The following is a 13,537-nucleotide window of genomic DNA, read 5'->3' as shown; positions in this document are numbered from 1 at the left end:
AGCATTTTAGCATTTTACTAGAGAATGTCTTGGAAATTGGACCGTAAATTAATATTAACATTTTTAAGCTTGCGCTGGAATAAGGCCGTTGTACTTTCCTGTTGTTTGAGACATAAGGGAGTACAGCGGCTTTTTTATTTTTAGAAATGGGAACAGCTGTTAAAATACAGCAAAAGCATAAAAAGAAGACATTTTTATAGTAAACTTGTATAATATTTTACTGCTTAATAGAAAGGCGAAAATAAAGAATGAAAAATACATTACTGTTAGTGGAAGATGAAATTCTTATTCAGGAGATGGTAGCGGACTTTTTTACCGTACAGGGATGGCAGACAGCATGTTTTGATAATGGCAGGGAAGCGCTTGCTTATCTGCAAAGGAATGAGGTTCAGATGGTGCTGCTGGATGTAATGATTCCTGGCATGAATGGATTTGAAGTCTGTAAGGAGATTCGGAAAAACATGGAGATTCCGGTGATTTTCCTGACTGCATTGGAAGCGGAAAATATGCAGTTAAGAGGATATGGTTGCGGTGCCGATGACTATATAACAAAGCCCTTTTCTCTTCCGGTACTTTTGGCGAAGGTACATGCATTGGCCCAGCGGACCAGTAAGGACAGGAAGGAGCGGGTATTACAGAAAGGCATCCTCACGCTTAATCCGGAACAGAGAAAAGTAACTGCATCAGGTCGGGAGTGTATCATGGCAGACAAAGAATATCAGCTCCTGCTGTATTTTATGGAGAACGAGAACCGGGTACTGTCCAGAGAACAGATTTTAAACCAGGTTTGGGGAGTGGATGCCGAGATTCTGGACCGGGTTGTGGATAAACATATCGTTAAGCTGCGCCAGGCTCTGGGAGATGCAGGCAGCTATATCCGAACGGTTTCAAAAGCAGGCTATTCTTTTCAGATTCAATAAGGGAGAAATATATGACCAAAAAGGAAAAATATCGTATTCTGCTTAAAACCGGAGGTTGTTTTTTACTTTTGTTTTTGCTTTGTGCATGTATCATAACTACCTACGATACTTTACGAAACAGGAAACTGGGACAGGAGGCATTTCAACAAAAGAAAAATTATATATATGAAAAATTAGTAAAAAGCAGCGAAGAGGATTTTCAGAAAATCGTTAACGAAGTGGGAGACAGTGCGAAAAGCAGTCTGAATGGAAACTTCCAGAACCAATATTACAGTTACCTGGTTTACAATGATAAGCAAGATTTACTGGCGGAAAGTAAAAATTATCTGAATGTTAAAATAGAGGATGGAGAAACGACTGAATCGAAGCTGATATTTCCGGAAGAGCTGTTTTCTATAGAGCAGAAAAATGTTTTTATAACGGCTATAAAAGAAAACAGCAGGAATAAATCGAAACCACCGAAATATCGTTTTCTCTGCAGTACCGATAGCAGGGATGGGCAAGGGTTTTTAACGGGTCTGTATGTTGAAAAATTAGAGTGGGTCAGTGGAGAACAGGGAGAGAAAGCACAGCAGGATCCCTGGTTATTAACCTCACGCTCATGGAAATCAGAGTATGATGGGAAGAATTATTGTCAGTCCGGCAGTGAAATTGTAATGGAATGGATTTCTCCAGAAATAAGCGCCATATCTGAAAACGAAAAATACAGAGAAATACAGATATTGGGATTTCCTTACTACCAGGATGGTTTTGAAGAGTGGAATTACTGGGAGCAGGAGGAATGGCTGCATAACAGGAAAGAAATTTCAATGAACACCACATCCGGTCAGGAAATGAATTGGGATAATGGGAAGACCCTGACCTCTGGATTTCTAACAACACAGATGGAGACCCGTATGAGGTTTTCGTTACTCAACAGCAGGTCGTATATCTGCCTTCAAATACGGGCAAGCGGAAGGCATTTGTATACATCTTTGGTAAATCTGAAGTGGGCTTATCTGGTCATGTTCTTTATTTTGGGCTTATGTGCGCTGTATCTGGCTTATGGCCAGATAAAAACAGAAGAAAAGCGGCAGCAGATGGAACAGGATCGTAAGGATTTTATCAATGGAATGACCCATGAACTGAAGACGCCGCTGGCAATTATACGGATGTGTGATGATAATCTGCGGATAAAAGAGCTGGAATATAAAAAGGAATATTATCTGGATATGATTAACCAGAAGACAGAAGAGATGGATACTATGATTCGCCAGATGATGACGTTGTCGCAGATAAATTCCATACATTTCATGCTTCAGCTGCAAAGGACAAATCTTGGGAAACTGGTAATGGAATCTCTGAACCGGATTGCCCCTCTGCTCTTGGAAAAAGACATTGATTTACAGATGGATATAGAACGGGTGGAAAAAGAAGTGAATCAGAATTATTTTGAACAACTGGTATCAAATCTGCTGTCTAATGCTGTTTCCTATGTGACACCTGGTGGTTATATTCGTATTATGCTGGATGAAGAAGAACTTTCAATTGAAAATGCAGGGGAACCTATTTCGGAAGATTGGAAGAGGGATATGTTTGAACTTTTTTCCAGTGGGAAACAGCTGTCCGGAGGCAGGGAGAAGCATCTGGGATATGGGCTGTATCTGGTTAAAAAGGTTGCAGGTCTGCATGGAATGAGATGCGAGGCTGAAAATACATCTGCCGGGAATTTATTTCGTATTCGATTTAAGGCAGAAGAATAAAAAGGGGATATTTTTCTGTTATGCTTTTGTAAATGAAAAGACACCGGTAAATATGCCAAAGAGGGATGGATGTGCGATGGTGAAAGAAATAAGAAAACGAAGCAGACAAAATAAACAATACAGACAAAACAATAGAAAAAAGTGGTATGGTATGATTCTGCTGGCCGTCATGTTAGGATGTACGGTAACTGCCTGTCAGAAAACGCCTGACCAGGCACCGGTTGTTAATAAATCAGAAGGACTTCCCAAAGGATGCATAATTGACAAGGTGAAAGATGGAGAATTAAAACAGATTGATGCACCGGAACACTGGAAGGAAACCATGGAGCGCATGGATGGACGTGTGACAGTAGAGGCGGATGTGGACATACCCAGGCTCTCGGTAAGTAATACTCCGGTATTAGAATTAAAAAAAGCGAACTTTGATAATGAGCAGTTGAAGAAATTGACCGATTATTTCTTCAAAGGGAGGAAGTTTTATCAAAAGCCGCAAATGACAAAAGAAGAGTTATCACATCAGATTACTAATATAGAAAATAAATCAGGGATAAACGGAGAGGGCACTTTTCTTATGCTTAGCAAAATGGAATGGAAGCCGCGATTGGAAGAATTAATGGAAAAAGCACCGGATAAAAAGCAGGAAAAAATATATAGGAAGCCGGAGTTTTCAAAACCGGTCCAGTCAGAAATGGAATATATGTGGTGGGGTACTGAAGATGAGATGGTACGTACTGAGAATAACTGTTTTTGGGCAGTAGTGGAAACAGGAGAAAAAGTGGATCCTATAATAAAAGCTTTCAGCCTCAATGAAAAAGCAGGAACTGCAGGTTACTTTTCATACTCTATTGGGGATGTTTATGATGAAGAATTCCTGAATTCTGATAAGGAAGATTGTATATGGGATAGGAAAAACAGATATCCCCAGGGGAGCAAACATCTGGATGACAAAGAGGATTTTATACAGAGATGTGAATCAGCAATGGAAAATCCGGCAATAGAAATAGATGATGCTGTTGAAACAGGAAATAAAATATTGAAGGATCTGGGAATTACCGGTCTTTCATTGGAACAATCCAAGAAGGCCGTTTGGTTTCCGAATCCCCCTATATGGGGGCATGGCTATGAAGATTATGCTTCAGATTTGGGAGAGAACAAAGCAGCCTATACGTTACTGTATAGTTGGAATCTGGATGGAATTTCGGAATATAGACCTATTAGAGGTACTTTGCATAATGATATGCCTGAACTAACTTATAATCCTCCTTTTCAACCGGAAAAAATCGAAATAACGGTTACGGAAGACGGAGTCGTGGGATTTTCCTGGATCAATATGGCGGAGTTGTATCAGGTGGTTGCAGAAAATACGAAACTTCTGCCTTTTGATAAAATCAAGGACAGGCTGGCAGAACATCTGCAGTATATCGGTCTGCCGCCAGATGGTGCAGGTGGGGCAGATAAAGATCAGACAGTTGTCACTTTCAAGGTAAAAAGTGCAGAATTAAAAGCGGCTTATTCCACGGCATTTAATGCTCCCGATCATGTCTGGTTGATTCCGGTCTGGGTATTTGTAGTCCAGTCTTCTTACGAGGGCAGTGAGATGTATACGATGCCGGAAACGGTATTTCTTAATGGGATTGACGGAGGTTTTGTGAATCCTTCATAAAGTTACGGCAACAGGCAGGAGAAGTCTGAAAGTTCCTTTTAAACCACTTATTAAGGCAGTATCGCAGGCGGGCCTGCTATATGCAGGAGGTATAAAGATGAGAAAAGTATTTTTCACAGACTGGAAAAGGGCAGTGTTATCTATGGGATTCCTAACCGGCATTATAGGACTTGTCATCGCAGGCATCTGCGGTGGATTGCCAGCAGTGACATATATGAAGGAAAACAGGGTTTATGATTCTCAGGGCAGCTGGATTTATTTAGCAGAAGCGGTGATTCATTCAGAATTGTTTTTGATGGCGATTCCACTGGTTAGTTCACTTGCTTATGGGGCTGCATTTTCGGATGAACTGAAGTACCGATTTGCATTAGCAGGCCTTGTACGTACCGGATGGAGACGATATCTTAGTTCAAAAGTAATTGTGACAGTTTTATCCGGCGGCTTGATGGTATTGTTTGGGGTGCTGCTGCTCTTAGCAGGTATAACACTGGTAGTTTTTATAGATCCGAAGCAGGGGATTTTCATGAAAACAGAAATTTTTCCCCACCTTACAGAAGTGGCAGGGTGGATAGTCCTCACCTGTTTTAGCGGCAGCCTCTGGGCATTGCTGGGTGGATTTTTTGCTGCTGTAATGAAAAACAAATATATGGCATATACCACACCTTTTATTTTGTATTATATGTTGAATGCATTTCAAGAACGATATTATTCTTCTCTGTATATACTGAATCCCCGTGAGTGGGCAGCACCAAGGATGATACAGATTTGGGAAGCCGGACTGATGGTTTCTGTGGTAGGTTTTGCAGCAGCAGCGGCTTTTGTGATAACCATGGAAAGGAGGCTGAAGGATGCGTGACATAAAACAGTCTTTTCAGATTGCGTTCTATAATTTCCGTCTATGGAAGAAGAATCCCAGAGTCATTATGACTTTTGCCCTGGCATTTGTACTTTGTCTGATGTTATCGGACAAAGCAGTGTCCCTGGCGAGAAGTTACGGTACAAATATGCAGATATTGGAGGCCTTTGTATGGACATTCGGAGATGGGAATTCCATTATGATATCCTCTTTGCTATTGATTTTACTGTTTGCAGACATGCCTTTTATCAGCCAGGGAACCCCTTATTATCTTTATCGGACGAAGCGGTCCCTGTGGGTATGGGGGCAGGTAATCTATGTAGTGTTTGCTACAGTGCTTTATACTTCTTTCTTACTGGCGGTCAGCTGTATCATCTGCGCTCCTCTGTCTTTTCCGGGGAATATGTGGAGCGAGACGGGGGCTCTTCTTGGTTATTCCGGCGTTGGGGTAAAGATCGCACTGCCGGCATCTGTTAAGACCATGGAAATGTCTTATCCATACCAGTGTGCAGCGGTTATATTTTTACTGACTACCTTGTATTCTCTGGTGATTGCCTCTGTTATGCTGCTTTTTAATCTCTGTAAAAGCCAGTTTATGGGAGTAATCAGTGTTTTTGTTTTGAATCTGTACGGACTGCTGTTGAGTCCTCAGATTTTTATGGCACTGTTTCAATTACCCCAGACGATGGAATATAAAGCAAATTTAGCAGTTGGATGGCTCTCTCCTCTTAATCATGCCACTTATTATATGCATAATTTTGGATATGATTATCTTCCCCGGATATGGATGAGTACAGGCATGTTTGGGGGAATTTTAATAATTATTTTACTGCTTATCTGCAAAATGGCGCATAGATATGAATTTCATTTCCTGCAGCTAAATGAGTAGTGAAGAACTTATTTGCGGCAATAGTGAAGGCGGGTTTGGAATACGGCAGAGGGATAGAGATGGTGAATAAGATGGAGAATATTGCAATCAGTTTAAGAAATGTGTGCAGAGATTTTGGTGAGGAGAAAGTATTAAAGAATATTACGCATGATTTTGCATGTGGAATGGTGCACGGTATTGTAGGGATGAATGGATCCGGAAAAACGGTGCTGTTAAAATGTATCTGCGGATTTTTATTTCCAACTAAAGGACGGATTTATGTAGAGGGAAAACTGGTAGGAAGGGATATCGATTTCCCGGAATCTTTAGGAATGATTATCGAAAGTCCGGGATTTCTTCCGAATCTTTCCGGGTTTAAGAACTTAAAATTACTGGCATCGTTAAGAGGGGAAATTGATGATGAAACAATCCGGAGTGCAATCCGGCGCGTAGGGCTGGATGCAGAGTCAAAGAAGCATGTGGGAAAATATTCTATGGGAATGCGGGAACGGCTGGGGATTGCCCAGGCGATCATGGAAGACCCAGATATCTTAATCTTAGATGAGCCCTTTAACGGTTTGGACAAGCGGGGAGTGCAGGAAGTGTACGATCTGATGTTGGAATTAAATGACCAGGGAAAGACGATTTTCCTGGTCAGCCATAATGCCGCCGATATTGAGATGCTGTGTGATACGGTATGCGAGATGGATGCGGGGGAATTGAAAGTTTTAGTATCCTGAGTGATTATAAATGAGGGAAAGGGCTGCCGCCCCGGCTGAATATGAGCCGGGGCGGTTCTGGTACTGTGCAAAACCCTTACTTTGAGGATTTACCGGAAAAAACTTATACCCGCATTCTTTTAGTTCTTTTCTAAGAATTGTCACATCCATATTGACATTGACGGTATAGCTGGTTGATGCCATCTTCGTGTAGTAGTAAAAAGCCTGTGTCATAGGCCATGTCGGTATATCTATTGGTTGAAAATTACTCATTATTTTTCCTTCCTAAGTACAGCCTGTTTTTCTTTACCGAATCTAAGCATATCTATAAATTAGAATAAAAGCAATAAACGCTCCGTAGAGTTTACGGATGTCTGCAAACTTTATTTAATTTTTTTCATCTAATAAAAATATAAACAAAAATTCAAATAATAAATTATATATAATAAACAAAAAAATATTAAATAAACCATTTCTATTGACAAAAATGCCAGAGAAGAGTAATATTCTACTCATCACCTGTAATACAACTGACATATAACAACATACAAAATAGTGAAGGAGGAAATGGAATGGTTTATGACAATAAGTTGATTGAAGAGCTTCAGACGAAAGCAAAGCAAATCAGAAAAGATGTGGTCGTTAGCATCGGTGTAGGGGTTGCCGGTCATATCGGAGGATCTAATTCTTCTGCTGACATCGTAACTGCTTTATATTTTTACAAGATGAAACATGATCCCGTGAATCCGAAAATGGAGGACAGAGACCGGTTTTTATTAAGTAAGGGACATGTGGCAATCCTGCAGTATGCAGCTTTATCAGAAGCCGGTTATTTCCCGGTGGCAGATTTGAAGACCACCAAAGAAATCGGTTCTTACCTGCAGGGGCATCCGGATGTATTGAAAACACCTGGGATTGAAGCCGGGACCGGTTCACTGGGACAGGGGCTGTCAATTGGTCTTGGAATGGCACTGGGGATGAAACTGGACGGGATCGGCCGGAAAGTATATGTGCTCTGCGGAGACGGTGAAATGGCAGAAGGCCAGATATGGGAAGCAGCTATGGCTGCAAGTGCATATAAGGCAGATAATCTCGTAGCCATTCTGGATAGAAACGGGCTGCAGGCAAACGGTAAAATTGTGGATCGGATGAATTCGAATCCCATAATTGAGAAATGGGAAGGCTTTGGGTGGAATGTCATTGAAATAGATGGACACAACATGCAGGAAATCTTAAGTGCGCTGGATGAAGCAGATACGGTTAAAGGAAAACCGACCATGATTGTTGCAAATACTGTAAAAGGCAAGGGCGTAAGCTTCGCAGAAAATGTAGTGGGATTTCATAATGGAATGCTGACAGAAGAAAATTATAAACAGGCTATTGCAGAATTATCTTAAAGGAGGCTGAGAGAATGAGTTATACAAATCAGAGAATCGCTTACGGCAGAACACTGGTGGATTTAGGAAAAGAAAACAAAAATATTGTAGTGCTGGATGCTGATCTTGGAGGTTCTACAATGGGTAAGCTGTTCGAAGAAGCGTATCCCGACAGGCATTTTGAAATGGGTATTGCAGAGGCGAACATGACATCGGTTGCGGCAGGGCTTGCACAAACCGGAAAAATCCCATTTACAAATTCGTTTGCCGTATTTTCTGGCGGAAGGGCATTTGATCAGATCCGCCAGACGATCGCAATTGGAAAATTAAATGTTAAAATATGTGGTTCTTCTTCGGGAATGTCTGATTTTGGTGATGGGGCGACCCACCAGTGTGTGGAAGATATGGCAATCTTCCGGGCTGTCCCCAACATGACGGTAATTTGTCCGGCAGATGCCAATGAAACCGTGGAAGCAGTAAAGGCAATTACAGAATACAATGGTCCCTGTTATATCCGGTTGAATCGAAATGATTATGAAAATGTAACGCCGGAGGGCAAAAAATTTGAAATCGGGATGCCGTCAGTTTTAAAAGAAGGAAAAGATATCGTTGTATTTGCTGCCGGAATTATGGTGGGGCTTGCATTAAGAGCGGCAGAAGAATTGGAAGGAAAAGTGTCTGTAAAGGTAGTCAATGTCAGCACTATAAAACCATTGAATCAGGAGGCTGTTATCCAGCTTGTAAAAGATGCAAAAGCAGTCGTGACAGCAGAAGAACATAATGTAGCCGGAGGGATGGGCTCTGCTATTGCAGAGGCAATCTGCAAAGAATGCAAACCCATTGAGTTTGTAGGAATTCATGACACATTCGGCTGCAGCGCACATAACTATGCGGATGTGCTGCAGTACCACGGACTGACGAAAGAGCGTATTGTGGAAGCTATTGAAAAGATGGATAACTTTAACTGATTAGAATAATCACAAATCAAAATCATTTTAGAAAATGGAGGTAATGAAAATGAAAGTAGGATTTATCGGACTGGGAATCATGGGGAAACCAATGGTTAGAAACCTGCTAAAAGCGGGATATGAGGTTGTGGCATTTGACGTAATGGAGGCAAATGTTGAGGAAGCGGCAGCGGATGGGGCAGTTCCCGCACAATCTTCCAAAGCAGTTGCACAACAGTGTAAAACCATTATTACCATGCTGCCTAATTCACCACATGTAAAAGCGGCTGTTATGGGAGAAAACGGAGTTCTGGAAGGTGCACAGGAAGGAAGCATATTAATTGACATGAGTTCGATAGCACCGCTTGCATCCCAGGAGATTTCCAGGTCATGTGCCGGAAAGGGAGTAAAAATGATTGATGCACCGGTATCCGGCGGCGAGCCAAAAGCAATTGACGGAACCATGTCAATTATGGTTGGCGGAGATAAAATGGTCTTCGACCAGGTGTATGATCTGCTAATGGTGATGGGGGGCAGTGCGGTACACTGTGGTGACATCGGTGCAGGAAATACAACAAAATTAGCCAATCAGGTTATTGTGGCATTGAATATTGCTGCTGTATCGGAAGCATTTATGTTATCCACAAAAGCAGGAGTGGATCCGGTGAGGGTATTTGACGCAATTAAAGGCGGGCTGGCAGGCTCCACAGTTATGAATGCTAAGATACCAATGATTACAGCAGGCAACTTTAATCCGGGATTTAAAATTGATTTACATATTAAAGATCTGAATAATGCGTTGGAAACAGGCCATGGGGTCGGCGCACCGCTTCCGATGACCGCATTGGCCATGGAAATGCTGCAGACGCTACGTGCTGACGGATGCGGGCAGCAAGATCACAGCGCAATTGCAAAGTATTATGAAAAAATTACAGGTGTAGAAATCCGCGGATAATCTGAATCTGTTCGGACCGGGGTGTGTCAGAAAGAAAATTTCAAACAAGCTCGAATTCCGGCAGATATCATCTACTAGGGGGGTCTTTATGGACGTTGGTACTTTATTAATTATTAATCTGGTTATTTCGATTGCAATTATTTTGTTTTTAATTATGGTTTTGAAAATCAACCCAAGTATTGCAATGATTATTGCCTGCTTATATATGGGGATTGCATCAAAATTGGGTGTCATGGGTACAATTACGCAGATTTCAGACGGCTTCGGCAGCATGATGTCCAGTATGGGACTGCCTATCGGATTTGGTGTTATTTTAGGCCAGTTGCTGTCAGACAGCGGCGGTGCGAGCGTAATAGCAGAAACGCTTGTCAGAAAATTCCCTGCTAAAAAAGCTTTATATGCCATTGCATTTACGGGCTTTGTATTATCCATACCGGTTTATTTTGATGTTACCTTTGTGATTCTGATTCCAATCGGAATTGCTATTACAAGGCAGATCAACAAACCGATGGCATATACAACGGGGGCACTTACGATTGGTGCAACCACTGCCCATTGTATCGTTCCGCCAACCCCGAATCCATTGGCAGCACCGGATATCTTCGGGTTTGACCTGGGCATCATGCTGATCTTCGGATTGATTTTCGGTATTATTACGGTAACGGTTAGTGTATTTTTATATACCAAAATTCATGACAGGCATTTCTGGAATGAGGAAAAGGATGTAAATCATTCTTCAAATGTTGTGAAAGAATTAGAAGAACAGGGTAAAGTGATCAAGGAGAACAGACCAAGCTTTTTCATCTCGCTGCTGCCAATTGTAGTTCCTATTATCTGCATTTTATGCGGAACCGTGGGAACGGCAATCTTCGGAGAAGAGAACCAGCCTATAATCAGCCAGTTCCTGGGCAATAAATTAACGGCTCTTCTATTAGGCGCACTGGCATCTTATTTATTAGGTTATAAATATATTGGTAAGAAAAATATTGAAAACTCTGCCGGAGAAGCATTAAAGGCTGCCGGAGTAGTTCTTATGATTACCGGAGCCGGCGGTTCTTTCGGTGCAGTGATCAAAGCAACCGATATTGGTACAATTTTGGTTGACAAGCTGGGACTGGATACCAGTTCTGCCATTGTGGTATTGTTCCTGGCATTCTTCATCGGATTTATCTTCCGTGTAGCTCAGGGTTCCGGTACGGTAGCAGGACTAACCTCTATGACGATTATGGCAACCCTGGCACCAACGGTGGGCATACATCCGGTTTATATAGCCATGGCATGTCTGGCAGGCGGAAATAGTGTGGGGCATGTAAATGACAGTGGATTCTGGGTGGCAACAAATTTGTCGGGATTAACGGTGACCGGCGGTTTGAAAACTTATACACTGGGTTCTTTTATATCAGCAATCTGTATCTTTATATTAGCAATTATCGGGGCATTGGTATTCCCGGTATTCTAGAGTGTGTTTGAAAGGAGGAAGAACGTAATGAAAGCATTAAAATATATGGGACCAGGCAAATTAGAAATACAGGAAGAGCAGATGCCGGTTCCCCGGGAACAGGAAGTGCTTCTGAGAGTCAGGGCATGTGGTATCTGCGGAAGTGATGTGCACGGATATCTGGGTTTGACGGGAAGAAGGATTGCACCAATGACGATGGGGCATGAGTTCGCGGCTGAGGTAGTGAAGCCGGGGGCAGGTGCCACAAAGTTTAAAGAGGGTGACAGAGTAATCGTTCAGCCGATTCACTTCTGCGGTACCTGTGAAAACTGTAAAAGAGGACTGACAAATATGTGCCTGAATAAAAGATTCTTTGGCGTACTGACGGTAAACGGGGCGATGGCTGAATATGCAGCAGTACCCGAAAAACTTCTGTATAAGTTACCGGATAATACGGATTATGAAATCGGTGCTTTGGCAGAGCCTTATGCGGTTGCATACGGAGCGGTGAAGAAGGCAGGAAATATAGAAGGCCAGAATGTGCTGATTATTGGAGCCGGTGCCATTGGGCTTTGCATTTTGCAGATTGTAAAATTACAGAATCCGGGCAGAATCGTAGTTTCGGATTTAAGTGATACAAGACTTGCTGCGGCAAGAACTTTTGGAGCGGATGAGGTAATTAATCCTAAGGATGAAGATTATATGGAAGCTGTTTCCAGATATACGGATGGGAGAATGATTGATACTTCCATTGAGGCAGTGGGCGTTCAGGCTGCAGCCAACCAGTCCATTAAGTGCCTGAAAATCGGCGGACAGGCAATCTGGGTGGGAATGTCCCAAAAAGAAATGGAAATTAATATGCAGGATATCGTATGCTCTGCCCGCAGAGTGATTGGCTCCTTTAACTATACCCATGAAGAATTTGGAGAAGTAGTGGATTTAATTGGAAGCGGCAGATTGAATGCAGCAAAGCTGATAACGAAAACAATTACTCTGGAGGAAGTAAAAGATGCTATGGATGATTTGCATACGAACCCGGATGATTATATAAAAGTCATGATTGATCCCAGTATAAAAAGAGGTAAAAGAAAATGAGATTTGGTTGTTGTCTAAATATGATAGCGGAGGGTGCAGACGGAACGGGCATCGAATTCCTGGAACAATTAGTATCTTGCGGATATGATTATGCAGAATTACCCCTTGCGCAGATGATGGATTTGAGTGAGGATGAATTCGGGAAATTAAAGCATTGTGTAGACACCTCCGGTGTAAATTGTGAGGTTTGCAATAATTTTTTCCCAACCGGTTACCGGCTTACAGGTCCGGATGCAGATATGGAAGCCAATTTGAATTATGCCGCAGAGGCATTAGAGCGGGCACACCGGTTAGGTGTGAAGTATGTAGTGTTCGGCAGCGGGCCTGCAAAAAATGTACCGGACGGATTCCCCCTGGAACGGGGATACCAACAGATAGTTTCTTTATTGCAGCAGGTAAATGACATTGCACATAACTTGGATATTACAATCGTGATTGAACCCCTTCGCAGACAGGAGTGTAACCTAATCAATACTTTTGAAGAAGGATGCCGGCTGGCAAGGGCTGTGGATAGAGAGAATGTTAAGGTACTGGTTGATTTTTATCATTTGACGGAAGAAAAAGAACCGGTTGAACATCTGTTGAAAGAAGGAAAAGAGTATTTGCGACACGTTCATTTTGCGAGACCAGATGGGCGTGTATACCCGGAGTCCATAGAGGAAGAAACTTATCAGCCCTTTATAGATGCCCTGAAAGCTATATCCTATGACGGACGCGTCAGCTGTGAGGCATATACCCATGATTATGGGGTAAGTGCTCCAAAAGCACTTGCGTTTTTTAAGAAATATTTCAGCTGATGAATCTAGTGTCGCCCGGCCAATCTTCTTTTACGCAAAAAGCCGAAACATACTGCGCTGCATCCAATAAAGAACAGCCTGCCACAGCCCATGCCAGTTTCCCACACCCATCTTTCTGTACACTACCTATCATTTACAAAGCGTCTTAATCAGCTAAAACC

The 13,537-nt window shown here is 42.3% G+C and carries 14 protein-coding genes; 12 read left to right on the top strand and 2 right to left on the bottom strand.

The window, feature by feature from the left end:
• The first annotated feature begins 248 nt into the window (after positions 1-248).
• From CD03_RS0102630 to CD03_RS0102605, 6 genes are all read left to right on the top strand, one after another.
• On the top strand, positions 249-920 hold the full coding sequence (locus CD03_RS0102630; protein WP_027292300.1) for a response regulator transcription factor: 672 nt from the start codon (positions 249-251) through the stop codon (positions 918-920).
• A gap of 11 nt (positions 921-931) precedes the next feature.
• A complete protein-coding gene (locus CD03_RS0102625) occupies positions 932-2,662 on the top strand; it encodes a sensor histidine kinase (RefSeq protein ID WP_027292299.1) in 1,731 nt (576 codons plus the stop codon).
• A 52-nt stretch (positions 2,663-2,714) separates the two neighbouring features.
• Complete coding sequence (locus CD03_RS0102620; protein WP_156042739.1) at positions 2,715-4,325, top strand: DUF6034 family protein; 1,611 nt, start codon at positions 2,715-2,717, stop codon at positions 4,323-4,325.
• A gap of 97 nt (positions 4,326-4,422) precedes the next feature.
• Positions 4,423-5,181, top strand: a complete 759-nt coding sequence (locus CD03_RS35690) for a hypothetical protein (protein WP_052377630.1) — start codon at positions 4,423-4,425, stop codon at positions 5,179-5,181.
• On the top strand, positions 5,174-6,070 hold the full coding sequence (locus CD03_RS0102610) for a hypothetical protein (protein ID WP_027292297.1): 897 nt from the start codon (positions 5,174-5,176) through the stop codon (positions 6,068-6,070). Before CD03_RS35690 ends, CD03_RS0102610 begins: the two co-directional genes overlap by 8 nt.
• A 59-nt stretch (positions 6,071-6,129) precedes the next feature.
• A complete protein-coding gene (locus tag CD03_RS0102605) occupies positions 6,130-6,789 on the top strand; it encodes an ABC transporter ATP-binding protein (RefSeq protein WP_377145011.1) in 660 nt (219 codons plus the stop codon).
• Here the strand turns inward: CD03_RS0102605 and CD03_RS0102600 are convergent.
• Positions 6,778-7,041 (bottom strand): CatA-like O-acetyltransferase, encoded by a 264-nt coding sequence (locus CD03_RS0102600; protein WP_027292295.1) that lies wholly within the window; start codon positions 7,039-7,041, stop codon positions 6,778-6,780. The genes CD03_RS0102605 and CD03_RS0102600 overlap by 12 nt on opposite strands.
• Before the next feature lie 299 nt (positions 7,042-7,340).
• Here CD03_RS0102600 and CD03_RS0102595 point away from each other — a divergent pair, with 299 nt between their 5' ends.
• The 6 genes from CD03_RS0102595 (at position 7,341) to CD03_RS0102570 (ending at position 13,376) form a co-directional block, all read left to right on the top strand.
• Positions 7,341-8,165 carry a transketolase gene (locus tag CD03_RS0102595; RefSeq protein WP_027292294.1) on the top strand — a complete coding sequence of 275 codons (825 nt, stop codon included), beginning with the start codon at positions 7,341-7,343 and terminating at the stop codon, positions 8,163-8,165.
• Positions 8,166-8,179: 14 nt separating this feature from the next.
• Complete coding sequence (locus CD03_RS0102590; protein WP_027292293.1) at positions 8,180-9,112, top strand: transketolase family protein; 933 nt, start codon at positions 8,180-8,182, stop codon at positions 9,110-9,112.
• Between the two features lie 49 nt (positions 9,113-9,161).
• Positions 9,162-10,046: a 2-hydroxy-3-oxopropionate reductase gene (gene garR, locus CD03_RS0102585; protein ID WP_027292292.1), complete on the top strand. Its 885-nt coding sequence runs from the start codon at positions 9,162-9,164 to the stop codon at positions 10,044-10,046.
• An 88-nt stretch (positions 10,047-10,134) separates the two neighbouring features.
• Complete coding sequence (locus CD03_RS0102580) at positions 10,135-11,505, top strand: GntP family permease (RefSeq protein WP_027292291.1); 1,371 nt, start codon at positions 10,135-10,137, stop codon at positions 11,503-11,505.
• 27 nt (positions 11,506-11,532) lie between these two features.
• Positions 11,533-12,579 carry a zinc-dependent alcohol dehydrogenase gene (locus tag CD03_RS0102575; protein WP_027292290.1) on the top strand — a complete coding sequence of 349 codons (1,047 nt, stop codon included), beginning with the start codon at positions 11,533-11,535 and terminating at the stop codon, positions 12,577-12,579.
• Positions 12,576-13,376 carry a sugar phosphate isomerase/epimerase family protein gene (locus tag CD03_RS0102570; protein ID WP_027292289.1) on the top strand — a complete coding sequence of 267 codons (801 nt, stop codon included), beginning with the start codon at positions 12,576-12,578 and terminating at the stop codon, positions 13,374-13,376. Before CD03_RS0102575 ends, CD03_RS0102570 begins: the two co-directional genes overlap by 4 nt.
• On the opposite strand, the gene CD03_RS37670 is transcribed toward CD03_RS0102570, so the two are convergent.
• Positions 13,369-13,509, bottom strand: a complete 141-nt coding sequence (locus CD03_RS37670) for a hypothetical protein (protein ID WP_156042737.1) — start codon at positions 13,507-13,509, stop codon at positions 13,369-13,371. The genes CD03_RS0102570 and CD03_RS37670 overlap by 8 nt on opposite strands.
• Positions 13,510-13,537: the final 28 nt, after the last annotated feature.

Origin of the sequence: Robinsoniella sp. KNHs210 (assembly GCF_000686105.1) — a bacterium.
In the GTDB taxonomy this organism is placed as follows: Bacteria; Bacillota; Clostridia; order Lachnospirales; family Lachnospiraceae; genus Robinsoniella; species Robinsoniella peoriensis.
This window is presented reverse-complemented; position numbering and strand designations above follow the sequence as displayed.

Bases quoted from the DNA above. Each gene is read 5' to 3' on its own strand.
- CD03_RS0102630 (WP_027292300.1), top strand. From the start codon at position 249: ATGAAAAATACATTACTGTTAGTGGAAGATGAAATTCTTATTCAGGAG.
- CD03_RS0102575 (WP_027292290.1), top strand. From the start codon at position 11,533: ATGAAAGCATTAAAATATATGGGACCAGGCAAATTAGAAATACAGGAA.
- CD03_RS37670 (WP_156042737.1), bottom strand. From the start codon at position 13,509: ATGATAGGTAGTGTACAGAAAGATGGGTGTGGGAAACTGGCATGGGCT.
- CD03_RS0102600 (WP_027292295.1), bottom strand. From the start codon at position 7,041: ATGAGTAATTTTCAACCAATAGATATACCGACATGGCCTATGACACAG.
- CD03_RS0102580 (WP_027292291.1), top strand. From the start codon at position 10,135: ATGGACGTTGGTACTTTATTAATTATTAATCTGGTTATTTCGATTGCA.
- CD03_RS0102570 (WP_027292289.1), top strand. From the start codon at position 12,576: ATGAGATTTGGTTGTTGTCTAAATATGATAGCGGAGGGTGCAGACGGA.
- CD03_RS0102590 (WP_027292293.1), top strand. From the start codon at position 8,180: ATGAGTTATACAAATCAGAGAATCGCTTACGGCAGAACACTGGTGGAT.
- CD03_RS0102605 (WP_377145011.1), top strand. From the start codon at position 6,130: ATGGTGAATAAGATGGAGAATATTGCAATCAGTTTAAGAAATGTGTGC.
- CD03_RS0102625 (WP_027292299.1), top strand. From the start codon at position 932: ATGACCAAAAAGGAAAAATATCGTATTCTGCTTAAAACCGGAGGTTGT.
- CD03_RS0102610 (WP_027292297.1), top strand. From the start codon at position 5,174: ATGCGTGACATAAAACAGTCTTTTCAGATTGCGTTCTATAATTTCCGT.
- garR (WP_027292292.1), top strand. From the start codon at position 9,162: ATGAAAGTAGGATTTATCGGACTGGGAATCATGGGGAAACCAATGGTT.
- CD03_RS35690 (WP_052377630.1), top strand. From the start codon at position 4,423: ATGAGAAAAGTATTTTTCACAGACTGGAAAAGGGCAGTGTTATCTATG.
- CD03_RS0102620 (WP_156042739.1), top strand. From the start codon at position 2,715: ATGCCAAAGAGGGATGGATGTGCGATGGTGAAAGAAATAAGAAAACGA.
- CD03_RS0102595 (WP_027292294.1), top strand. From the start codon at position 7,341: ATGGTTTATGACAATAAGTTGATTGAAGAGCTTCAGACGAAAGCAAAG.